This is a genomic window from Bacillus mycoides, from assembly GCF_018742245.1.
Classification (GTDB): domain Bacteria; phylum Bacillota; class Bacilli; order Bacillales; family Bacillaceae_G; genus Bacillus_A; species Bacillus_A cereus_U.
The window spans coordinates 1,035,498-1,057,057 of record NZ_CP036132.1 but is presented as its reverse complement, the minus strand read 5'-3'; the positions used below and the strand labels follow the sequence as shown (position 1 = coordinate 1,057,057).

Here is a 21,560-nt window from a genome sequence, read left to right as displayed (position 1 = left end):
TCATACTAGGCAAGCCTTTTCAGGTTATTTCTCACTTATTCTCTTCTTATACCAATCCTGCATTCTCTCCGTATCTTCTACTCTCGTATGCTCTAGTTTATAATTCGATGATGCACTAGAAAACGTATACGTACATAAATCCGCTCGGCGCTGGAAATATGATTGTGTCTTTTCAATTGATTGGACGTGTCTTCTTCTTACAAGTCCTGTATGTTTCCCAATACTACGATGTACCATTGTAATTTGCTCTCCGGTTACACCATAACCGTTTGTTTTAAATGTTGCGTATCCAAGTGTAAAGATGAGGATAGCGAGCGGTAATAACGCCCACATGATGAAATACTTTCCAAAGTATATGATTATTCCTGTAAGCGGGATTGCTAGCATTGCGAAGAAAATGAAACTATCAATTAAATAACGGCGCAATGCTGCTTTTGGTAATGAAATAATATTTGTATTCAGTTCATATGGTAATTGTAAATGAGCGAGTAAGTGTTGCACGCGATCTTTTCGAATGATAGGATGTAGCGTAACTTTTTCTTCTTTTCCTTCACTTTGAATGACTTCTACTTGCACAGCACAATAACCGAACGGTTGGCGTAAAATGCCTTCTCTTATTGAAATCCCTTGAATACGGTGTAGCTTTAGTACGAGTTCTTTTCTCTCAAGTAATCCTTGCGAAATACGGACTTCATCATTTTTTCGATTTACTGTGAAATTACCATGTTTTAACGCATATCCAATTGTGGATATAATCCAAGAAACGACGAGCAAAATGGCTACCATGTAAATCCAGCCGTATATATCATGATCCATTACATACGACTCTACGCTATTTTTTATCCATTTCGGAATGTACTCATCCACTTGGTTATAAACGACAAATATTAAAGAGAATAATAATCCAAATTGACCAGATGTAATAGACGCTAATAAAATTTCTTTCCACGTTAACTTGTACTCTGTCGCTTGTTTTTCCTCTGTAATAATTTCTGTTTCTACTACTTCTTCTAATGTTTCTTCTGCTTTCACTTCTGGAGTTGGCTCATTTAGCATTGCAATAAGCTCAGTCGCCTCTTCTACTGTAATACCAGCTAAGCTAACTTCTGCATCATCGCCTCCGCCAGCTGTTTCAATTTTAATTTTCTTTAGTCCTAACACTTGATACAGCATGCCTGAACTCGTATTAATCGTTTGGACACGTTCTTTATTTAAGTAGCTCTCCTTCTTCACAAAGAGCCCTTGTTTAACATGTAATACGTTATTTTCAACCCAGTATGTTGTGTAATACCATTTTTCAAACGCTGAAAAAACGGTGAGTAAACCGAATCCAGCGGGAATTAAATACCAAAATGGGAACTTTCCGTTTAAACTAAACATGAAAATAATTAATGGTATAAAATCTGTTAATTTTAATTCTAATAACATCGTGATTGGATGCTGCCTCTTATACATCCTCATCACTCACTTTCGCTAATTCTGCGATTCTCGTTTTCAGCATTTCAGCTTCATACATCGTTAAGCCGGGAATGCTATGAGAAGTTGCTGCCGTTGAAATATGTAATTCTGCTAATCCATGTTTTCTCATAATTGGCCCTTGTTCAATTGTAACGTGCTGTACACGAATCATCGGTACTAATACGCGCTTTACAACGAAAAGACCGTGCTGAATTTCAAGCTCTTCTTCATTTAATTGATAGCTATAATAACGCTGACGCAGTTTCGGAAACGTAAAGTAATCAAACGGCGTATATACAATTGTTAATCCGATGAGGACATAGAAAATCCAAGCCCACCAATTAAACTTAATCATAAAGAAAAGATATGCCAAAATGACTATAATACTGATCCCTAGCTCAATTAAGGAACGCGTTTTCCACACCTTGACCATGTCAGGGTGAATTTCATTTTTCAATGGCTCCATGTAACCACTCCAAATCTAGTAATCTAATATATGAATTGTCTCAATCTATATTTTACATAACTTTACATAAAATTGAAAATTTATTATTTATTCCCCCTTCATGACGTTTTTCACATTTTGAATCCAAATTTCTTTATACTTTAACTGGAATCCCATTAGTATGTAATTACTCATATTATCGATCACAAGCGCTAACGTATGAGCATTTTCTTCAGTTGCATGTTGTGACACAACACCAAGTTCCACACCTTGCTTCAATAAATCGTGAAATCCATTTAAGAAATCTTCTTGTATTTCAAATAAGCGTTTCTGATACTTTTCATTTCGCGTCGCAGTTACGATGAATTCATTGATAACGCGTAATATACCTTCTTGACCTCTATACTCCGACAACATATGTAAACCATCTGCAATTAACTTTTCTTCAAAGTTTTCTTTCGTATATTGGTCTTTATCGAAGTAACCCACGAATTGATATCCAGAAAAAATCTCTTCAAATAAAAAATCAACTAACGCTTCTTTAGACGGAAAATGATAATAAATAGCTGGCTTTGATATGCCTACTTCTTTCGCAATCATAGAAAGACTCATCTTCTCAATACCATGCTCTGCCATTAATTTAAACGATGCCTCTACAATGTTTTGCGATGTTTGTAAATTCTTTGTCATACTGTACCTCACTTATTTTTACTTACCGGTCGGTAAGTAAATTATAAAATGCAACGAAATGATTTGCAAGTTAGTCAGCGCTACAGAAGGGGTTTATTGGTAAATACAGAAAAGTATAAAGTAAAAGCAACATATAACAATACGGAGGATATTCATATGGGACTTGGCGGTAAAGGTGGTAGTGGTAGTGGTGGTAGCGGCGGCGGTGAAGCTGGACAAGATGGTAAGGGCGTTAGTAGCGGTTATATATTACTCATTGTGCTCTTTATCATATTAATCGTAGTTGGAGTCAGCTATAGTGGACTTGGTCTTTAACTTTCACCAGTAAGGGTACGCAAAATAGAAAGCACTGGCTATATTAACGGCCAGTGCTTTCTATTTTCAGCATTCTTATACATCATGTGTGTTTCATTATTGATCATCCACAATAATATACGCTGTTCGGATCGGCCCATGCACACCTACGACAAGGTTCATTTCAATATCCGCGCTATTTGACGGACCCGAAACGAAATTCACACAAGCGGGCAGGTTTTCTCCCGCTTTATTTTGATCATGAATCAGTTTTGTAGCATGGGTTAATCTTGGTACAATCGTACTTTTGGGAACGATTGCAATGTATGACTCTGGAAGCAGACTAACATGTCTTCCTTTTAACCCATCATTAAATAGCACAACGGTTCCTGATTCTGCCAGAGTCATATCACTGAACGTAATGCCAAGGTCGGCAGCTTTCGCAAATGCTATGTCCTCTTCTCTATGATCTAATCCCCATGTACGAAAATGTGTTGTACCTTCATTGCTGAAACATGGCGTAAGACCATACTCATTAAAGCGCTCATCATTCGAACATATAACAGATTTGATATTCCATTCTTTTATAAAAGACCCCAATGTTTCAACAAGATTTTCCGTTGTTGTTCGCTTTACTTCTGTATGAATTACTTCGCAGTGCTCTATTAACTTTAATACAAGTTCGTCTTGCGCCAGTCCGTCAAAAACATTCCACTGCGGGGAAAAAGACCATTTCGGTTTCTTCACTGCTTCTGGACGTTTTCTACCAAGCTTTTCTGATAATTGGAGTAAAAATTCCTCACGATTTTGGATGGCCATCATCGTTCTCCTTTACGTGTTTTTCAAACCACTCTCGAAACGGTTGTTTTTTCGGAACTGGAAAATCTCTCGCGTCCGTCCAAGCTTTTAACGGTCCAATGCCGCGCTCAATCTTATCTCCTTTTGTGAGAGGTTTTAATGCATATGGAGCGCTCTTCGCTGCAAAAGAAAATAGTCTAGGACTCTTCACCACTTTTTCAAAACCTTTCATAGCCACGTTCCAAGCTACGGGGGATTGTTTTTCTTCTATAATGCGGCTGCGATGTTTAATTAATAAGTCATGTAACGGGATTTTCACTGGACACGCTTCTGTACAAGCACCACAAAGGCTAGATGCATAAGGCAAATCCTTATATTCATCATATCCCCCTAAAAGCGGTGTTAACACAGCTCCAATTGGTCCTGGATAAATAGAGCCATATGCATGTCCACCAATATGCCTGTATACAGGACACACATTAATACATGCCGCGCAACGAATGCACTGAAGGACACTTTGGAATTCTGTTCCTACAATATCGGAACGACCATTATCAACAATGACTAAATGAAATTCCTCAGGTCCATCTGTCCCGCCAGGCTCAGTTAACCCTGTAATATAACTTGTTAACTTTTGTCCTACAGAACTTCGGCAGAGTAGTGTTACTAAAACATCAAGCTCTTCCCATGTCGGAACAATACGTTCCATCCCCATAACTGTAATCAACGTTTTCGGAAGTGTCGTAGTAAGCCTTGCATTTCCTTCGTTCGCTACGATAGAAATTGATCCAGACTCTGCAACAGCAAAGTTACATCCAGTCACCCCTATATCCGCTGCAAAAAAATCATCACGTATATACGACCTTACAAACCTCGCCATTTCCCTCGGATCAGATGTTCCCGTATAATCTAACTTTGTTTTAAATATTTCACAAATGTGTTCTTTATCCTTGTGAAGACACGGAACAACAATATGTGACGGCGGATCGTGGTCGTTCACTTGTAGAATAAATTCAGCAAGATCTGTTTCTAACACTTCCGCTCCAGCTTCTTCAATCGCTTCATTTAAACTGATTTCTTCCGTTACCATCGATTTTGATTTCACAATTTTTTTCGCGTTTTTCTTTTTTACAATCCCTTTTACATATTCCCTTGCGTCTTCTGCAGTCTTTGCAAAATAAACGAAACCACCGTTTTTCTCAATATTTTCACTCAGCTCATATAAATAATAATCAAGGTTTTCTAATGTATGCTTTCGAATTTCTTCTCCTAAAGCTCGCCATTCTTCCCAGTTTCCAAGACTCTCAGTAGCTTTTAATTTCTTGATTCTAAGACCATCTTGCGCTTTCCTGACAGCCTGTCGCATAAATGGATCCCCAATGCCTGTTTTAGTACGCTTATGAAAGGGATCGTTCCCAATTTTCATTCCCATCTCTATATCCCCCCTTGTTTTCGATCTTCATTTAATACTTGAGCAATATGTTTTACATCAATTGGATAACCATTGCGTGTTAAACGTCCTTTTATATTCATTAAGCAGCTACAATCCATCCCAATTAACACTTCCGCACCGGTTTCCATAATATGCTTTACTTTTTCCTCAACCATTTGCTCAGAAATTTCTGGCATTTTCACTGAGAATGTACCCCCAAATCCGCAGCAATCATAATTATGCGGCAGTGAAACAACTTCCAGTCCCTTTACACACTTTAATAATTTTTGCGGTGGTTCCTTAATCCCCATTAATCGGCTCATATGACAAGATGTATGAACCGTTGCTTTTTTATGAAGCTCCGCACCTAAGTCTTCTTTCCCTAATACTTCCACAAGAAATTGTGTGAACTCATATGTTTTATTTCCAAGTTCAGTAGCTTTTTTCTTCCACTCCGCTTCACTTTCAGAAAATAAGCTAGAAAACTCGTGAACCATCATAGCGCAAGAGCCCGATGGTGCCACAACATATTCTGAACTAGCAAAGGCTTCAATCATATGTTTTGCAGCTGTTTTTGTTTCTTTAACATACCCGCTATTATAAGCTGGTTGTCCGCAGCAAGTTTGAGTTTTAGGAAAATCCACTTCACACCCTAAATCTTCAAGAATTTCCACAACATCTCTTCCTACTTCTGGATAAAAAACATCTGCAACACAAGTAATAAATATTGATACTTTCATATTTGCCCCCCTAAATACAGTAAAGTAAGCTCAAGTAGCTTTATAAACAAATCCACCTTATCTGTATATTATTGGTAAAAAACAAAAAAATATGAATAGAAATAGCAAAAAAAAAGACTCTCAAATTTGAGCATAGCCATCAACTTAAAAAATGCATTGTTCCTAAAACGAAAAAAACGAGTTGAATTCACATAAATAACTGTAGAAAAATTAAAAATTTTGTTTAGGAGGTACTTAAAGACCTTATCTTGATGGGCATGGGGTATCGCCACACGACTAGCCAGCACTCACACCCAAAAACAGGAGGGAATGATAAAATGTAGTTTTAGGAGGGGAAAGAATGTAAAGTTGATTACACTAAAATCATTGCTTAAACCATCTGCATTAGAAACATTAAATGCTAAAGAAAATCACTATTTTTGTTCAAACGAAGATTGTGATGTAGTCTATTTTGATACGAATAATAAAAAATACTTTGTATCTGACATAAAGGTAGCTGTAAATCAAAAAGATGACTCAGCAACTACACCAATTTGTTATTGTTTTGATTGGACAAAAGAAAAAATCAAACAATATGTGGAAGATGGACTTACTCCTAATCCAGTAGAGCATATTCGCGAAAACATAAGAGAAAACCGATGTGGTTGTGAAGTAAACAATCTACAAGGTAGTTGTTGTTTAGGCAATGTTACAACTTATATTAGAAAAATGTCATTAGGAACTTAAATGTTTCTTTTTTTCACCAAAATACTTGGGGCTATTTCAAGATCTCAAGTTGATGGGCATGTGACGGTGCCTCATGCTCACCAAGCTAGTTAGTGTATGTTAAGTAAACCTTATGGATTTGTATATCTCATCCATCCACTTTCAGATTGTTTCACTTTATACTTCCCATAAGACAGAAGCTTCATTGCCGAGCGATTGGCCACATGAAAAACCAAGTTCAGCTTCCATTCTTCCTCCATTTCACTGGGATAGGTGGGGGATTCATAAAAAAACGCCATCCTTTCTTATGATTCTACAGAAAGAATAGCGTTTTTTTCATTTTAGGGGGGATTTTTTTCAACTGGAAAAGATACCCGAAATATTAAAGCATCTTTGGCTAGATAACCACCTTTACACTGATTTCGCCATCTCTCTACTGAATATCAAGTTCACTGCAATCACGATGACTGCACCGATAAGAGTTGCAAATACACGGTCGAACAGAATGATAAACTGGAACGGCTTGCCTGCTTCCATGATCAAAATAATGAGCGGGATCATGGTTGCAGAGTATACAAGATAATTTCGAACCTTTAGAAGAGGTCGAACACCTGCGAATAGCCCGATACTTATAACTAACCCCCAAATTGGTAGACTAGTTGCGAGAAGCAAGCTCGCAACAATCACGCCGATTACTGTACCAAGCACTCGTTGTGTTGTTTTGATTGGAAAGAGTTCTATTTTCCGCTGAGTAAGGATCGCTACGGTAATTGCAATCCAATAGAAGTGGTGCTCGGGCCAAAGTATTCGCAATCCCTCAGCTATACCTAGACATAATGCGAGCCTGATTGGGAATTGCCAACCGGATAGATGTGCAAGAGAATTCCGCCATAGGATGATTTTTTTCGATGTTGGCCCTTTCACATCTCCATCCAGCGATGATTTATAACAACGGTGTACCCAGATGCCTAGCACCAAGCTGATACTGACGGTCCAAATCGCCCCTGCTAAGATTGAAAAAATTAGTTCCATCCAGTACTCCGTCTGGTCGACCATGTTGAGGATGATGATCAAGAATACGACAAAGCGTGTTGTTGCCATCGCCAAGGCACGACTATATCCGCCAATTAACGCAGCAAGGCTTACCAGCAGGATCAAGACTCCAAATGTCAGATAGCCATGTCCGAAAGAGAGAACAGCAGCAATCGCAGCGAGCACTACTGATATCAGCGCTGATGCCAACTTTTTCCCGTGATTTATAAAACTCGAACCGACTTTCACGCTACTGACTGCCAAACTGCCGACCGATGCAGTAAAACCAAGAGCGGGATAGCCTAGAACTGTGGCGAATAGAACAGGTCCGGCCATACCTATGCCGGCGGAAATGAGTTCTACTATTTCTACCTTGGCCTCCTTAGACCAAGAAAACACTTGAGCCCTATATGTCTTTACATTCATCTATAGCACCTCTTCCGACCCAAAGAGTAGGGTACAGTTTAATAATAGGCTCTTCCTTTAATCCATGGACATGTGGTGATACCTATGTCCATCAGGCTAATATTTTGAAGTATCCCCAAAATGAAAGTTTTATCTTTCCAGAGTTATTTATAATAATTCAGCTCATTTTTTTCGATATGGGGAAATGCCAATTTCTTAAGTTGATGGCGATATGGCGAGACCCCATCGCTATCAAGCTAAGCTTACGCAAAGTCAATTTTAGACGAGATTGTTTCTTTTTTCTAAAGGGAAAGTGTAGTTGATTGAAAGATTTGCATACGAAATAAACCCTAGCGGGTTTCACTTTTTTGAATTACGCAGCTTGATTATTAGACAGGTTACAATTGTAAACGACACCTAATATATCAAAGACCGTTCTTTTCTCATATCGATGAGATTTCTGCCCGTTTTGCTGTAGGAGATTGAACAGGCGAAGTAACACCTTTGATAGCTCTTGGGTGTTTTTTGTATAGTTTGGAATAGAAGAAGAAAATAATCTTTAATCATATATATGGCTTTATACTCACTAAGCTCTCGTTTTTTCTTCATGAGGAGCAATTGGCGCATTTGAAGCATGATAGAAGAACAGAGTAGAATGGCAATCAATTGACCATATAAATGGCACTCCAATCGTTCTGGTTTTATCTTTTTACAATGATGAATTTGAAAAAATGACTTCCACGTTTTAAATAAAATTTCGATTTGCCAACGCAAAGAATACCAGTCATGTACCTGTCCCATCGGGACAATATCTGTAGGGGTGTTTGTCATATATACATTGATACCACTGAGTCGTTTACTACGAGGAGAATACTTCATTCCTTTCTTTTTTTCTCTTACAGCTTGATCTTGTAATCGTTTTTGTTGCTGTTGTTTTGTTAATCGATGAACAATTACACGAGCTGGCACTTTATCAATCATACCTACATAAGCATCAGCTATTTCACATGTTTGCCCTGATTGAAGAGAGCTCATTACCGTCTCCATATCTATCTGTATATACTCCGTACCTTTCTTAATTCTTCCATCTTGAAAATAATCAGGGTTAGGATTTTTTTGATAAATACGTGTATTCGACTTGATACGAGAGATATAGTAGGCCTCTTTATCTTGTATATATTGAAGGTCTTTTAAATGAAAATAACCTAAATCTTGGATACATAAATCATTCGCCGTCACAGTTGGGGTACACAGAGAGCCGTAAGTGCCATCATGTTGTTTACCTGGACCTGTATGAATATGTAGGAACTGTCCACTTAACAACTCATACTCAAGTTGAATTTTTATCCCAGCTGTATGGCTGCATCCTCCTGCACCTGGATAAACCGATGAAAATACATCCGGGATTTGAAATGCAGTTGAATCTAAAATACGAATACGCTTGAAAACAGAAGTGTATGGAGAAGAAATCGGCATAGATGCGGCCAATTTTTTGCTTAGTAGTTCGGCCAGTAGGCATTGTAAAAATTGGACGGCCGCCTTATTAAACCGTTGATTCAGTCCCTCAGGACTGATGAGTACTTCTGTTGATGCTTCCAAACAGCTAGATAATTGAGTTAAAGAAGTTGTAGCGACATTTTGACTCATCCATACACATAAAGCGACTAAATCTTTTGCTTGGTATTTACTGGTTCGTTGCACGAAACCAACATCTCTAGCAAGATCGCGTAAGATATTTGGAGATAAAAAGCTTTGAATCTCTTGAGCAAATAATTGTAATTCATTGGATACAGAAATAGACATAAAAAAACGCCATCCTTTCCTATGATTCTACAGAAAGAATAGCGTTTTTTTAATTATATAGACACAAAATTATCTTAGCTTGATGGACACGGGGCGGGACTCCATGAAGAACCCTTTATGGACTTTTCATTTACGAGATAATATTGATTGTTATTTGAAATACATAGTTATCATAGCCTTTAACAGCTATTTCATCTAATAATACATCTTCATAAAAATCACCAATAAATTGTATCTGATGCGTCTTTGCGTAGTCTAATAGACGTTCGTAAGATGCTCCAATTGTTCGATAACTTCCTTGGTGATACACGCAGAGGTAATCACCAGCTGGTTTCGTCATATAGGGAAGTTTTTTAGGCTTTTCATCTAATAGAATGTAAATCATAGGATAATGATTTAAGATATTCTCTTTAATAAATGAATACTTCTGAGTAACACCAAGTCCATAAGGACTTCTGATACCATAAGATTTGCAAAAAGAATATAATTTTCCAATTTCCTTTGTAAGGGTATTATCATCAAAAGAATTAAGATGTGCAAAAATTAAATATTGTTCAGGTTGTTGTTGAACAGTAATTTGGTTCAGATCAGTAGCTAATGTAGATTTAATAATGGAAGTTTTTTTCTGTACCCATTTTTTCATTTTAGTTAATTGTTGAATTTTTTGTTGAATGATTTTCTCTTCATGTTTAAGTAAATCTACTAAGTACAATGGATTTCTTTGATTCATATATTCCTTTATTTCTTTTAAAGGCATATTTAATTCTTTTAACATACATATAACATCAAAAACTTCTAATTGAGTAACGGAATAGTAACGATAGTCGTTATCTAGTTTTAGTTCAGGAGAAAAAATTCCAATATTATCATAATGAAATAAAGTATGTTTTGTTACACCTGCTATTTTTGCAAATTCACCAGTTGTTAAATAGTTGTTTCTATTATTATTTGTTATATAAATCACCTCTTGACTATAGGGTTACTCGATACTTTATTATACAAAATAGAATAAGAAAAACAAAGAACATGTGATTTTTATATGTATTAGATAGTTGTTTTTTTAGAATAATATTAGATAAATGGAGGAGTTTATATGAATACAAACAAATTTAGATACCCAGGCGAATTCGAGCCACAAGATTCTGTAATGTTATGCTGGGTAAGTGAGGCTGAAGCTGCAAAAGGGTATAATGCTCAGCAAGTATTTATTGAGGTTATTAAGAATTTAGTAGATGAAGTTCAGGTTTATGTAAATTGTGGTATCGAAGGTTCACTTCAGATTTGTAAAGAACAATTAGCAAAGAATGGTGTTGATATTGAGAAAATAATATTTACACAATTTAAAGATACATTAAACTGGGCACGTGATTATGGTGCCGATATCATAGTAGATAGTGATGGAAACAAGCGTTTAATTAATTTCAATTTTAATACATATGGTATGGAAGATGAGAACGGAGTTGCAGCTCTAGATGCCAAAAAAATTGCTCTTCATCATGCTATTGAGTTAGGATGTACCGATATTGTAAATTCTAAGTTAATCACAGAAGGCGGAAATAAAGAATTTAATGGTAATGGCGTACTGATGACTATTGAGGAAACCGAAGTTTATAAACGCAATCCTTCTTACACGAAAGAGCAAGTAGAAGAAGAATATAAACAATTGTTTAATTTAGATAAAGTTATTTGGTTGCCACATTCCTCTTTTGACGATGAAGAAGTTTATGATGGAATATTAGATATTGTAGATGGAGAACCCGTATTCCGTTCTTTATCTGCAAATGGACATATTGATGAAATGTGTCGTTTCGTTGGTAAAAATACAATTATACTGGCAGAAGTAACTGATGAAGAAGCAGAAGAATTAAATTCAGCTAAGATTACAAAAGAACGCTTGGATTTGGCTTTTGATATCTTATCAAAAGAAACAGATGCAGAAGGAAATCCCTTTGATATAATTCGTATACCTACTCCTGAACCAATTTATTTAACTGCAGTTCCAGGTGATGAAATTCATGAAATATGGCAATATTACAAAGTAATTGAAAATATTGGTGATACATTGCGTGATGGAACTCCATTTCCGACAGGGAAAATAAAAATGCAACCAGCATTAAGTTATTGTAATTTCTTAATTCTGAATAATATTGTACTTGGACAAAAATATTGGAAAGAAGGGCTTTCAGAAAAAATTAAAGAAAAAGATGAACAAGCACAAAAAGTTCTTGAAGAAGTATTCCCAGATAGAAAAGTTATTATGATTGATACAATTGCATTAAATATTCTAGGTGGAGGAATTCACTGTATTACAAAAAACGTAGCTTGTTCTAACTAAAAAATAGTTAATTTTAAATACCATTGAAATTTCTGCGATAGCATTTCAATGGTATTTTTATATTGAAAAACGCACTTAGAAATGATAAGTGGTGAACGAATATAAAGTACCTTGTTTAACTACCATGAAAATAAATAGACCCTGCTCAATCGTTAAAAAAAGAGGAGAGCGTAAATTAATATGTCTATTGATTTCGGTAGACTACTAGTATTGACTTCTTTAACCATTTTCATTCTCTGTGGTGCAGCACTATTTTGTGCTGCATGGATGGCTAACGGGTGCTTTAGTTCAAAAGATTGATCAAAAATCTAATATTTCCATTTATAAAACAGGGTTTTCGTATAAATAAATGAAAAAATTTATATTCAAAAAAGTCTAAAACAAATCGTAGGGAGCACGAATGATTCATACATAGATTGAAACTCCAATCACTAAACAAATTCATTCAAATAGTAGGAAAATAGTTTTACAGATTTACAAACGAAATCAAATCAACTTGTATTTTACAGCAAAGGAGATTTATATCATGAGTAACGTTGGATTAATGTACGTAGGAACTGTCTTATTTCTCAATGGATATATGTTACTAGGAAAAATTGATAAAAAAAGCGCTGGTATCTTTAATTTATTTGTAGGTGCTCTTCAAGTATTTACACCCATTTACTTGATCGTAACTGCAAATGGAGACACCTCGACGATTCTTTCAGCATCTGGCCTCTTTTTATTTGGATTCACGTATTTGTATGTTGGTATTACCAATTTAACCAATACCTGTAACAGTGGGGTCGGCTATTATTCACTTTGGGTTGCTATTCTAGCAATAGGATTTGCTTGTGTTAACTACTTTCACCTTCATGACATCTCTTTCACGATCATCTGGCTTATGTGGTCTTTTCTGGGGATATTATTTTATCTACTTCTGGCAAAAAGAAAAGACATCGAAACATATACCGGTTGGGTTGCCATTATTCAATCATGGGTGACCGCAACCATTCCAGCCTTCTTATGCCTAACTGGCATATGGCAACAAATCGATACAGCTGTTATTGTCATCGTGGAAATAGGATTCTTTTTCTTCTTTATTGTCCTATATTTTATCCTGCGAAGAAAAAACGAACAATAACTTAGGACACCACTCGCTTAACTCTTGTTTTAGGTAGGATTATAGAGTCAGAATTGGTATTAAGAACTATTGAAGAACAGATTAGTCAGTCAAGTAACTAAACTTCGGGCATGGACCCTGTGGGGCGACATCCACATCAAGGTGGACGAAGGAATTTAAGAGCAAAGACGGATGGTTCTGTTTTGGGTGTGTTTACACATATAACAAAGGGGAAATACGGATAGATTCGTATTAAATGAAAACGGGTCTATCTATTTTTTACTTATGAAAGAAATCTTACAAAACTGTCATCTTTATGTAAGGTTATTAGATAGTTGAACTATTATTTCAATGTGATAATTAAAGCATAAGAAATACATAAATGAACAGGAATATAGAGGTAAAGGAGTATAAGAATTGAAGAAATTTATTACAATAGGATTAGTAGTAGGGCTTTTAACAGGCTGTGTTTCTGTAGAAAATGTTGATGATACAAAAGATACGACACAGCAAAACCAAAAAGCTGAAACAACCTCAGAAAAAACAACCGATTATCCATTTCCTAAGGAAACTAACTCAGTAGGAAAAGGGAAATTGATAATAACTACATCAGAGGGGAATTCAAAGGATGGAAAGGTCCCAGTTGAATTTATGACTAAAGATATCTTTTTAGCTCAGTTAGGTATTGAGTTAGCTAAATTCCAAGAAGATAAACAGGTATTTATTTATATTGATAAAAAATTCCATTCTGAAGAACAAATTGAGGAGTTAAAAGAGTCAGGAGTTACATCAGATGGATTTGTGGAAACAAATCTTGCTTTAAGTGAAGATCAATTAAAACCTGGTATTCACACAGTAACAGCTGTTCAATTTGAAAACGATGATCCTAACGGAAAAGTATCAAACTTTACTGAAGCTAAGTTTGAAATTAAAGAAAGAAAATGAGCTTTTTGTTACAAGTTAGCACAAAATTTCGTTCTGGGGGTACTATAAAATTTTAGCTTGATGGCGATGTGGCGAGACCCCACTTATAAGTAATTGATTAGGGGTGGTAAAGATATTGTTATGGTTTAATAAGATTTCCGTAAATATATTATAGGGACTGCGCTCCATTCCTTCATTCGTCAGGGAATAATAAATATAAATAAAAAAGAAGGCATCCTAAATGTGTAAGTTAGGATGCCTTCTTTTTTATAAAGCAAATTAATTTCTATTAAGCAAGCGCATACGATAACAATTCATCGTCACTTCCCCAAGCCTTTGCAATAATTGATAGTTCGCATACGCGCCGACCGGGGCACCGATGATTGGGACAAGCTGAAGCATTTTCGCTAAATCGATATAGTCTCGGTACTCTGTTTGGAACTTTTCCCAGTCCATATGATTTTCTTCTTCTGTATCCCACGTTTCAATTGCTTTCCATACTTCTTTTCTATGGTCATCACTCGAAAAAGCAAGTTGGAAAACGTGAAGAATAAAAAGGCGCTCTTCTTTTTTACTCGTATCAAATCCGTACAATGTTGCTGCATCAAATAAAAATTTTATTTTAATGGTAAGTAGAAGCGGAAAATCAGCAAGACCGAGGAGAATACCACCTGCTCCCGTTCCTGCTCCTTCTGCCGCTGCGACTTTTTTGTACTCATCCATTTTTTTACGTACTTCATCGTCTCGTCTTTGCAGTGACCAGTTCGTTTCTTTTAGCTTCGGTTTTATGAAGTTTGATCCAGCACTAATTGTTTGTACCATCATCCGAATCGTTTCTGTTAGTACCTTTTGCACTTTCGCCGGCACTAGTTGTTGCACTTTCACCTGCACTTTTTTAGAGAACCGTGTCATCATAGAAGAATCTTTCATGAATGTAGCTTTCCACTGCTCCAATTCTTTTATAACCTTCTCTTCATATGTAATCATAGGTTCATTCCCTTCAGTTTAAACGCTCAATGCGTTTCGCACCGTATTGATAAACGAAACCAATACTAAATAATATGCTTACGACAAATAAAATGCCGGTCATTATGAAATCTTTCGTCGCAAGTGCAAATATAACTGTAAATACAACGCTACCGATGATGAGAATCGCATTTAATAAAGTAAGAAAATCGTTCTTCTTCTCGTCTACCCCTACTGGATATAAATCAAGCCAAATTTTCATGCGGTGATGTTTCCAAAGGGTTAATAGCTGATAGCCGATTAAGTATAAGAAAATAAGACTTACGATAAAACGTCCATATAAAAATGGGATGAAGTAAAGAATGACTCCTCCAAGAACGAGTAAACGCATATATAAGCCGAAATAGTTACCTGATCTTAAAAACGTTCTCGTATATAAATATAAATATGTACGTTTCTCACCGATCATCGAAAGAATGAAATCAAGCCATTTCCTACGTGATACTCTCTCTTTTAACGCTGGTACATCAACGAACATATTCGCAATGCGGTACAGCAGCATCATTTTTTTACCTTCTTCAGAAATTAAATACTCCCAGTTTAGCGGCTTTCCCTTCACCTTTTGATGCATAACAGCAAGGTATAGCGCCATTAAAAAGACAATTACACCGGTAAAAATGACTGAAGTACGTTCTACAAGGACGTACACAAATAAGCCGTTTAAGATAAAGCGAATGAACCAATCTGCTTTTTGAACGCTTTGATCTGTTAAAAATGATTTTTCCCACGCTACGAATAAATTCCATGCCTTTACAATGACGAACGCGATTACAATCCATATGTAAGCCGCTCCTGTTTGCTTCATTTGCTGGAAGTATAACGGGGCAAGCGCAGCGGCTACCGTTGCGATTATGTATAACTGAATCATAAACGTAAAGAGAAATGCCTTTGTAAAGTAAGGCTTTAACTTTTCTTCAACTGGCAGCAAGTACACAAGGTCCGCTTCTTTTAATAGCGTTTGTATGGATCCGGCTGTTAATACGAGGCCAAGTAAAACTGCCATAACGACCGCTGTCGGAAACGAAGGTGTTAACGTTTGTAACCATTGCTGGTAATAATACGCTCCTGCGCCGATGATAAATACGAAAATAAATTTCAAATGATCATTAAATACGTATTTACTATATGTACGAACTTCTTTTAGAAAGTGCCGAAATCGTTCTTTCCATAACGCTGTGCTATTCATAATCTTCTTCCTTTGTTAATGCAATGTAAATATCATCTAACGTTGCACCAGGCATGTTAAATTGTGATTGCAATTCAGCCAACGTTCCTTTCGCTCTCACTTCACCTTGATGCAAAATAATGAATGAATCACAATAGCGCTCTGCTGTCGCTAAAATATGTGTACTCATTAAGATGCCCGCACCACTCTTTTTCATTTGATCCATCATTTGAAGAAGTGATTGAATCGCTAACGGATCAAGCCCGACGAAAGGTTCGTCCACAATGTATAGTGATGGTTCAACTAAAAATGCACTCATAATCATCACTTTTTGTTTCATCCCTTTTGAGAAATGAGACGGAAACCATTTCAAACGATTTTTCATGCGAAATTCTTGTAATAGTTGTCCTACACGTTCTTCGTACTGTTTTTCATCTACACCGTACGCCATCGCTGTTAATTTCAAATGCTCTTCTAACGTTAACTCATCATATAATACTGGCGTTTCTGGAATGAAAGAAAAACTAGAACGGTACGCTGTCATATCATCACGAATTGTTTTCCCGTTAATTGTGACAGTTCCTTTTTTCGGTTCCATTAAACCGATGATATGTTTAATTGTCGTACTCTTCCCGGCTCCATTTAAACCGATTAAGCCGACAAGTTCGCCTTTATTAACAGAGAACGAAACATTTTGCAGTACAGGTCGTTTCGTATATCCTCCTGTAACATTTTCTACACGCAATAACTCGCTCATACGACACCACTTTCTTCATTTATATTCATTCTCTTTTGTAAGAAATGTATATATTCATCTTACCAAAAATCATGGTGCACTACATAGTATCGATGTCTCCAAAAAAAAAATTTAAATTTCTTCGCATATATTTTTACGAAAGCGGACATCATAATTAGTGAAGAAGGAACACACTTGAAAAAGCAACCACCAATTGATGAGTACAACAACATAGTGAAGTCATCATGAAATGGGGTGTCCAAATTGGACAATGAAATTTACACATAACCAGATAATTTGTTTCATTTTCGAAACGGGGTGTCTCCGAAAGAGCATATACTGTTTTAAAAAATAAACAATTTCATTTTTAAAAAGATTGCAATTCATTTCACTTGAAAATGGGGTGTCTACGGCAGAAACTTTAGCCGATTTACCGTGCATTTCTTATATAAATGAGGTGTCTGCGAACCGTAAATTATAAAAAAATGCTTTTTCAATCCCTCTTCAGAAAACAGGAAGCTGAGTCAGCTTCCTGTTTTTCGTGTTTGTTCTCCTATGTAATTATGGTAAAATACGGCTAAGACTATTTGAAAGGATGAGATCGATGAATCATACAGCGGACAATTGTATTTTTTGTAAAATCATTGACGGGCAAATCCCTTGCTCAAAAGTATACGAAGATGAACATGTACTTGCATTTTTAGATATTAGTCAAGTAACAAAAGGACATACTCTTGTTATTCCGAAAGTTCACAAACAAGACATTTTTGCGTTAACGCCAGAAATCGCATCACATATTTTTGCTGTCGTTCCAAAAATCGCAAATGCAATGAAAGCAGAATTTAATCCAGTTGGCTTCAACCTACTTAACAATAACGGCGAGAAAGCTGGACAAACTGTATTCCACTTCCACCTTCATTTAATTCCACGCTACGGTGAAAACGATGGTTTCGGTGCTGTTTGGAAATCACACCAAAATGAATATACAATGGAAAATTTACAAAACATCGCAAGTACAATTGCAAATAGTGTGAAATAGTGCCACTATAATAAGAAGTAATACATATCAAGCCGATTCCTCTGGCATTTATTGAATGGCTTATTTCTTCACCAAAAATGCCGGGGATATGATTTTTTGTGCATAGCATGTACAAGAGAGAGAAAAGCTCACTTTTCTTCCCCTTGTCTTAAAGATATGCACACTTTTATACATCATGAATACGAACGAAAAATAAGGAGGTTTCCTTTTATGTCAAAAGCTAAATCCTTTATTACAGGTGTACTTTGCGGCGGAGCAGTTGCTGGACTAGCCGTTCTTTTCTCAACTCCTTCTTCTGGTAAAGCTATGCGCGGTAAGCTGAAAGAAAAAGGAACTGATATTAAAAAGACTTTAGCTGATATTACAGCTGATACAAAGTTATTAAAGCGTCAAATCGTTGAAACTGCTTCAGAAGGTAAAGAAGTATTCCAAGAACTAAAAGACGATATGCAAGACACGCTTTCTAACTGGAAACAAGATATTTCTCAAAACAAACGACATATTGAAAAAGAAATTTTAGACATTCAAAAGTCAATCGAGAAACTACAAGAAGCCGTTCCAGAAAAAGCGTAAACATATTCCTGCTTAGTTTTTTGCATATAACAAATATTTTTCATACGAATTGACCTTAACACGGCATATCACATAGATATGCCGTGTTTTTATGCATTTACAATATATGTTATCCCTTAACATGTAAAGAAAACACATGTATTCTTGACTCATAAAACGCTTCCATAGTTATGCATGATTTGTATAGAATGTTGTTTTTCCGAAAAATTTTCACAATTCTCACAAAAAGACTTTATTAATTTTTATTTTACTGGCATAATAGATAATAATGAAAAAAGAATGTTAAAGTGGGTGAGTAAATGAAAAGTGGAGAAAAAAATTACTCGGTAAAAGAAGCGATGATTTTCAGCCAACGTATTGCTCAATTATCGAAAGCGTTATGGAAATGCGTAGAGAAAGATTGGCAACAGTGGATTAAACCTTACGATTTAAACATTAATGAGCATCACATTTTAACCATCGCTTATCATTTAAAAGGGGCTTCTATTTCTGAGATTGCTAAATTTGGAGTTATGCACGTCTCAACGGCGTTTAACTTCTCTAAAAAGCTTGAAGAACGCGGCTATCTTGTATTCTCAAAAAAAGAAGATGATAAACGAAATACGTACATTGAAATTACAGACAAAGGGGAAGAATTACTACTTTGCTTAATGGAGGAGTATGATCCTGAAAATAATTCTGTTTTTAATGGGGCACTTGAACTTCGTAATTTTTACGGTAAGTTCCCAGAAAATATCGAACTGATTGCAATCCTGCGTAATATTTACGGACAAGACTTCATCGATATTTTTGAGAAATCATTAGAAGATATCGAGGAGAACTTTACGGAATCCGATCAAAAGTTAGTTAAGAAATAATCTATTTATTTTTTCGCAATCATGCGTAAGAATTCATTCATAAGTGGCTTAAATAAACCTTGTTTTGCTAGCGCTTCCGCAGTTTCGTGTACTTCGAGCTGATGTGGAAGCGCTTTTTCAAATTGATCTAATAACGCATCAAACAATAGAAGGCCTTCTGCTTTCTCCACTACATATTGTTCGTTCAGTTTTTCACAAAGTTTTAGTATACGTTCAATGTCTTTTTTACGAGCTTTTTTCTTTATGATTAAAGAATAAAATGGACACTTTTCTTCATCAATCATTTTAAATAGTAGGTCTACGTAATATTCAGCTTGTTCTAGTCTTCTTACAACGTCCATTTTCTCCCTCGCTTCCTAACACAAAGTCTTCTATTTCTGAATTTTGTAACACGAACAAAATATCGTATGATACAATATATAAAGTATATGTATTTTAGCCAAAAGGAGGTCTCGCCTCATGACTCTTATAACCGTTGTCTTTGTCGCATTCGCACTTCTTGTTATATTTTACACGAATTTCATGACACATACACTGTGTGAGCGAAAACAAATATCTGCGAGCCGCCAGCCCGGTGTCTTTCGAGTTATTAACGTATGTATTACCATTCTATTAATTTCTAGTTATGTAGAAATTATATTTCATGGAAAGTGAGGAAGGAAGCCCCTTCCTCATTTTTTTCCTCTATAAGCAAATTATACCTACTATAACTAATAAAATAAACAGTACAAGTAATAAAATAAGTTGAGAATTCATCCCCCATCCCCTCCTCTTTTCTATATATGCGGCATTCGCCCAATATGGTACCCTTTCAAAATCTGACACAAACTGGTTAAAATTTCTTTATCAATAGGAAAACTCGTCGAAATATGATATATTAAATTTTGTACATATTGCTTATACTATGAAATAAATGACACGCATCTAAACTTTATCCTAAAGCCTAGGTAAGCCCTGTTAAGCGTGCTTTTACATATAACAAAAGCAAAGACATCAGTGAGACTTAATCAGGTTCTTATGAACGAAAATAACCTATCATAAGGCGTTTCTTCATTTGTACGGGATAAATTAAAAATACATAATAGTAGGAGTGTTTATTGAATGAAGAAAGCTATGCTTGCCTTAGCCGCAACAAGTGTAATCGCATTATCAGCATGTGGAACATCATCATCATCAGACAAAATTGTTACATCTAAAGCTGGTAACATCACTAAAGAAGAGTTCTACAATCAAATGAAGACACAATCTGGTAAACAAGTACTAAATATCATGGTTATGGAAAAAGTACTTATTCACAACTACAAAGTCGATGACAAAGAAGTGGACAAAAAGTACGATGAAATGAAAAAGCAAGTCGGTGACCAATTCGATACACTAATGAAACAACAAGGTCTTAAAGAAGAAACAGTTAAAAATGGCGTTCGCGCTTCATTAGCTCAAGAACAAGCGATTGAAAAAACAATCACTGATAAAGAACTAAAAGAAAACTACAAGCCTGAAATTAAAGCAAGCCACATTCTTGTAAAAGATGAAGCTACTGCGAAAAAGGTTAAAGAAGAGCTTGGACAAGGTAAATCTTTCGAAGAGTTAGCGAAACAATACTCTGAAGATACTGGTTCAAAAGAAAAAGGCGGAGACCTTGGCTACTTTACAGCTGGTAAAATGGTTAAAGAATTCGAAGACGCAGCTTATAAAATGAAAAAAGATGAAGTAAGCGAACCTGTAAAATCACAATTCGGTTACCACATCATTAAAGTAACAGATATTAAAGAACAAAAACCATTTGATGAAGTAAAAGGCGACATCAAAAAAGACCTTGTTCAAAAGAAAGCACAAGATGCTCAATTCATGAACGACCTTATGATGAAAGAAATCAAAAAAGCTGACGTAAAAGTTGACGATAAAGATTTGAAAGATCTTTTCGAAGAACCAAAAGCTGACGCTAAAAAAGACGCAAAGAAATAATGAAGTAAAAAAAGCTTGGGTAGCCCCAAGCTTTTT

Annotated in this window: 22 protein-coding genes and 1 pseudogene; 10 read left to right on the top strand and 13 right to left on the bottom strand. The window is 35.9% G+C overall.

Features of this window, described 5'->3' with window-relative positions:
• Positions 1-24 precede the first annotated feature (24 nt).
• The 3 genes from EXW56_RS05335 to EXW56_RS05325 all read right to left on the bottom strand — a co-directional run bounded on the left by EXW56_RS05335 (position 25) and on the right by EXW56_RS05325 (position 2,593).
• The gene (locus EXW56_RS05335; RefSeq protein ID WP_215597282.1) at positions 25-1,455 is read right to left on the bottom strand and encodes a PH domain-containing protein; all 1,431 of its coding nucleotides are present in this window, start codon (positions 1,453-1,455) and stop codon (positions 25-27) included.
• The gene (locus EXW56_RS05330) at positions 1,448-1,924 is read right to left on the bottom strand and encodes a PH domain-containing protein (RefSeq protein ID WP_002201475.1); all 477 of its coding nucleotides are present in this window, start codon (positions 1,922-1,924) and stop codon (positions 1,448-1,450) included. Before EXW56_RS05330 ends, EXW56_RS05335 begins: the two co-directional genes overlap by 8 nt.
• Positions 1,925-2,011: 87 nt before the next feature.
• Positions 2,012-2,593, bottom strand: a complete 582-nt coding sequence (locus EXW56_RS05325) for a TetR/AcrR family transcriptional regulator (protein WP_002201476.1) — start codon at positions 2,591-2,593, stop codon at positions 2,012-2,014.
• A gap of 156 nt (positions 2,594-2,749) precedes the next feature.
• Between EXW56_RS05325 and EXW56_RS05320 the strand changes: the two genes are divergently transcribed.
• Positions 2,750-2,908: a sporulation protein YjcZ gene (locus EXW56_RS05320; protein WP_215597565.1), complete on the top strand. Its 159-nt coding sequence runs from the start codon at positions 2,750-2,752 to the stop codon at positions 2,906-2,908.
• A gap of 96 nt (positions 2,909-3,004) precedes the next feature.
• Here EXW56_RS05320 and EXW56_RS05315 read toward each other — a convergent pair whose 3' ends face one another.
• The 3 genes from EXW56_RS05315 to EXW56_RS05305 are packed head-to-tail and all read right to left on the bottom strand — an operon-like array spanning position 3,005 to position 5,857.
• Positions 3,005-3,706 (bottom strand): LutC/YkgG family protein, encoded by a 702-nt coding sequence (locus tag EXW56_RS05315; protein WP_002201478.1) that lies wholly within the window; start codon positions 3,704-3,706, stop codon positions 3,005-3,007.
• A complete protein-coding gene (locus EXW56_RS05310; RefSeq protein WP_215597281.1) occupies positions 3,687-5,117 on the bottom strand; it encodes a LutB/LldF family L-lactate oxidation iron-sulfur protein in 1,431 nt (476 codons plus the stop codon). Before EXW56_RS05310 ends, EXW56_RS05315 begins: the two co-directional genes overlap by 20 nt.
• A 2-nt stretch (positions 5,118-5,119) precedes the next feature.
• On the bottom strand, positions 5,120-5,857 hold the full coding sequence (locus tag EXW56_RS05305) for a (Fe-S)-binding protein (RefSeq protein ID WP_002158996.1): 738 nt from the start codon (positions 5,855-5,857) through the stop codon (positions 5,120-5,122).
• Positions 5,858-6,166: 309 nt separating this feature from the next.
• On the opposite strand from EXW56_RS05305, the gene EXW56_RS05300 reads away from it, so the two are divergent.
• Positions 6,167-6,583, top strand: a complete 417-nt coding sequence (locus EXW56_RS05300; RefSeq protein ID WP_435868468.1) for a putative iron-sulfur cluster-binding metallochaperone — start codon at positions 6,167-6,169, stop codon at positions 6,581-6,583.
• 390 nt (positions 6,584-6,973) lie between these two features.
• Here the strand turns inward: EXW56_RS05300 and EXW56_RS05295 are convergent, their stop codons facing one another.
• The 3 genes and pseudogenes from EXW56_RS05295 to EXW56_RS05285 all read right to left on the bottom strand — a co-directional run bounded on the left by EXW56_RS05295 (position 6,974) and on the right by EXW56_RS05285 (position 10,766).
• Positions 6,974-8,020: an FUSC family protein gene (locus EXW56_RS05295; RefSeq protein ID WP_215597280.1), complete on the bottom strand. Its 1,047-nt coding sequence runs from the start codon at positions 8,018-8,020 to the stop codon at positions 6,974-6,976.
• A gap of 352 nt (positions 8,021-8,372) precedes the next feature.
• Positions 8,373-9,802 (bottom strand): annotated as a pseudogene (locus tag EXW56_RS05290) (IS4 family transposase).
• 130 nt (positions 9,803-9,932) lie between these two features.
• On the bottom strand, positions 9,933-10,766 hold the full coding sequence (locus tag EXW56_RS05285; protein WP_215597279.1) for a MerR family transcriptional regulator: 834 nt from the start codon (positions 10,764-10,766) through the stop codon (positions 9,933-9,935).
• Between the two features lie 129 nt (positions 10,767-10,895).
• Between EXW56_RS05285 and EXW56_RS05280 the strand changes: the two genes are divergently transcribed.
• From EXW56_RS05280 to EXW56_RS05270, 3 genes are all read left to right on the top strand, one after another.
• A complete protein-coding gene (locus EXW56_RS05280) occupies positions 10,896-12,137 on the top strand; it encodes an agmatine deiminase family protein (protein WP_215597278.1) in 1,242 nt (413 codons plus the stop codon).
• Between the two features lie 526 nt (positions 12,138-12,663).
• Positions 12,664-13,260, top strand: a complete 597-nt coding sequence (locus tag EXW56_RS05275; protein ID WP_215597277.1) for an AmiS/UreI family transporter — start codon at positions 12,664-12,666, stop codon at positions 13,258-13,260.
• 396 nt (positions 13,261-13,656) lie between these two features.
• Positions 13,657-14,184, top strand: a complete 528-nt coding sequence (locus EXW56_RS05270) for a hypothetical protein (RefSeq protein WP_215597276.1) — start codon at positions 13,657-13,659, stop codon at positions 14,182-14,184.
• A gap of 258 nt (positions 14,185-14,442) precedes the next feature.
• Here EXW56_RS05270 and ecsC read toward each other — a convergent pair whose 3' ends face one another.
• The 3 genes from ecsC to ecsA are packed head-to-tail and all read right to left on the bottom strand — an operon-like array spanning position 14,443 to position 17,111.
• The gene (gene ecsC / locus EXW56_RS05265; protein ID WP_002030211.1) at positions 14,443-15,150 is read right to left on the bottom strand and encodes an ecs operon protein EcsC; all 708 of its coding nucleotides are present in this window, start codon (positions 15,148-15,150) and stop codon (positions 14,443-14,445) included.
• 13 nt (positions 15,151-15,163) lie between these two features.
• On the bottom strand, positions 15,164-16,375 hold the full coding sequence (locus tag EXW56_RS05260; RefSeq protein WP_215597275.1) for an ABC transporter permease: 1,212 nt from the start codon (positions 16,373-16,375) through the stop codon (positions 15,164-15,166).
• Complete coding sequence (gene ecsA, locus EXW56_RS05255; protein ID WP_033710448.1) at positions 16,368-17,111, bottom strand: ABC transporter ATP-binding protein EcsA; 744 nt, start codon at positions 17,109-17,111, stop codon at positions 16,368-16,370. Before ecsA ends, EXW56_RS05260 begins: the two co-directional genes overlap by 8 nt.
• 583 nt (positions 17,112-17,694) lie before the next feature.
• On the opposite strand from ecsA, the gene EXW56_RS05250 reads away from it, so the two are divergent.
• The 3 genes from EXW56_RS05250 (at position 17,695) to EXW56_RS05240 (ending at position 19,559) form a co-directional block, all read left to right on the top strand.
• On the top strand, positions 17,695-18,129 hold the full coding sequence (locus EXW56_RS05250) for an HIT family protein (RefSeq protein ID WP_001016832.1): 435 nt from the start codon (positions 17,695-17,697) through the stop codon (positions 18,127-18,129).
• A 210-nt stretch (positions 18,130-18,339) separates the two neighbouring features.
• On the top strand, positions 18,340-18,702 hold the full coding sequence (locus EXW56_RS05245; protein ID WP_002201482.1) for a YtxH domain-containing protein: 363 nt from the start codon (positions 18,340-18,342) through the stop codon (positions 18,700-18,702).
• A 299-nt stretch (positions 18,703-19,001) separates the two neighbouring features.
• Entirely contained in the window at positions 19,002-19,559 is a 558-nt protein-coding gene (locus EXW56_RS05240; RefSeq protein ID WP_002159009.1) for an HTH-type transcriptional regulator Hpr, read from the top strand.
• Between the two features lie 5 nt (positions 19,560-19,564).
• Here EXW56_RS05240 and EXW56_RS05235 read toward each other — a convergent pair whose 3' ends face one another.
• Positions 19,565-19,900, bottom strand: a complete 336-nt coding sequence (locus EXW56_RS05235; protein WP_002150076.1) for a DUF1878 family protein — start codon at positions 19,898-19,900, stop codon at positions 19,565-19,567.
• A gap of 118 nt (positions 19,901-20,018) precedes the next feature.
• Between EXW56_RS05235 and EXW56_RS05230 the strand changes: the two genes are divergently transcribed.
• Together EXW56_RS05230 and prsA are read left to right on the top strand one after the other, a co-directional pair.
• A complete protein-coding gene (locus EXW56_RS05230) occupies positions 20,019-20,213 on the top strand; it encodes a hypothetical protein (protein WP_000172693.1) in 195 nt (64 codons plus the stop codon).
• Between the two features lie 447 nt (positions 20,214-20,660).
• Positions 20,661-21,524: a peptidylprolyl isomerase PrsA gene (gene prsA / locus EXW56_RS05225; RefSeq protein WP_215597274.1), complete on the top strand. Its 864-nt coding sequence runs from the start codon at positions 20,661-20,663 to the stop codon at positions 21,522-21,524.
• Positions 21,525-21,560 lie beyond the last annotated feature (36 nt).

What these genes read in the sequence shown, in the direction of transcription:
- EXW56_RS05295 (WP_215597280.1), bottom strand. Translation starts at nt 8,020, where the DNA reads ATGAATGTAAAGACATATAGGGCTCAAGTGTTTTCTTGGTCTAAGGAG.
- prsA (WP_215597274.1), top strand. Translation starts at nt 20,661, where the DNA reads ATGAAGAAAGCTATGCTTGCCTTAGCCGCAACAAGTGTAATCGCATTA.
- EXW56_RS05305 (WP_002158996.1), bottom strand. Translation starts at nt 5,857, where the DNA reads ATGAAAGTATCAATATTTATTACTTGTGTTGCAGATGTTTTTTATCCA.
- EXW56_RS05235 (WP_002150076.1), bottom strand. Translation starts at nt 19,900, where the DNA reads ATGGACGTTGTAAGAAGACTAGAACAAGCTGAATATTACGTAGACCTA.
- EXW56_RS05230 (WP_000172693.1), top strand. Translation starts at nt 20,019, where the DNA reads ATGACTCTTATAACCGTTGTCTTTGTCGCATTCGCACTTCTTGTTATA.
- EXW56_RS05320 (WP_215597565.1), top strand. Translation starts at nt 2,750, where the DNA reads ATGGGACTTGGCGGTAAAGGTGGTAGTGGTAGTGGTGGTAGCGGCGGC.
- EXW56_RS05245 (WP_002201482.1), top strand. Translation starts at nt 18,340, where the DNA reads ATGTCAAAAGCTAAATCCTTTATTACAGGTGTACTTTGCGGCGGAGCA.
- EXW56_RS05280 (WP_215597278.1), top strand. Translation starts at nt 10,896, where the DNA reads ATGAATACAAACAAATTTAGATACCCAGGCGAATTCGAGCCACAAGAT.
- EXW56_RS05330 (WP_002201475.1), bottom strand. Translation starts at nt 1,924, where the DNA reads ATGGAGCCATTGAAAAATGAAATTCACCCTGACATGGTCAAGGTGTGG.
- ecsC (WP_002030211.1), bottom strand. Translation starts at nt 15,150, where the DNA reads ATGATTACATATGAAGAGAAGGTTATAAAAGAATTGGAGCAGTGGAAA.
- EXW56_RS05335 (WP_215597282.1), bottom strand. Translation starts at nt 1,455, where the DNA reads ATGTATAAGAGGCAGCATCCAATCACGATGTTATTAGAATTAAAATTA.
- ecsA (WP_033710448.1), bottom strand. Translation starts at nt 17,111, where the DNA reads ATGAGCGAGTTATTGCGTGTAGAAAATGTTACAGGAGGATATACGAAA.
- EXW56_RS05250 (WP_001016832.1), top strand. Translation starts at nt 17,695, where the DNA reads ATGAATCATACAGCGGACAATTGTATTTTTTGTAAAATCATTGACGGG.
- EXW56_RS05310 (WP_215597281.1), bottom strand. Translation starts at nt 5,117, where the DNA reads ATGGGAATGAAAATTGGGAACGATCCCTTTCATAAGCGTACTAAAACA.
- EXW56_RS05315 (WP_002201478.1), bottom strand. Translation starts at nt 3,706, where the DNA reads ATGGCCATCCAAAATCGTGAGGAATTTTTACTCCAATTATCAGAAAAG.
- EXW56_RS05325 (WP_002201476.1), bottom strand. Translation starts at nt 2,593, where the DNA reads ATGACAAAGAATTTACAAACATCGCAAAACATTGTAGAGGCATCGTTT.
- EXW56_RS05300 (WP_435868468.1), top strand. Translation starts at nt 6,167, where the DNA reads ATGATAAAATGTAGTTTTAGGAGGGGAAAGAATGTAAAGTTGATTACA.
- EXW56_RS05275 (WP_215597277.1), top strand. Translation starts at nt 12,664, where the DNA reads ATGAGTAACGTTGGATTAATGTACGTAGGAACTGTCTTATTTCTCAAT.
- EXW56_RS05260 (WP_215597275.1), bottom strand. Translation starts at nt 16,375, where the DNA reads ATGAATAGCACAGCGTTATGGAAAGAACGATTTCGGCACTTTCTAAAA.
- EXW56_RS05240 (WP_002159009.1), top strand. Translation starts at nt 19,002, where the DNA reads ATGAAAAGTGGAGAAAAAAATTACTCGGTAAAAGAAGCGATGATTTTC.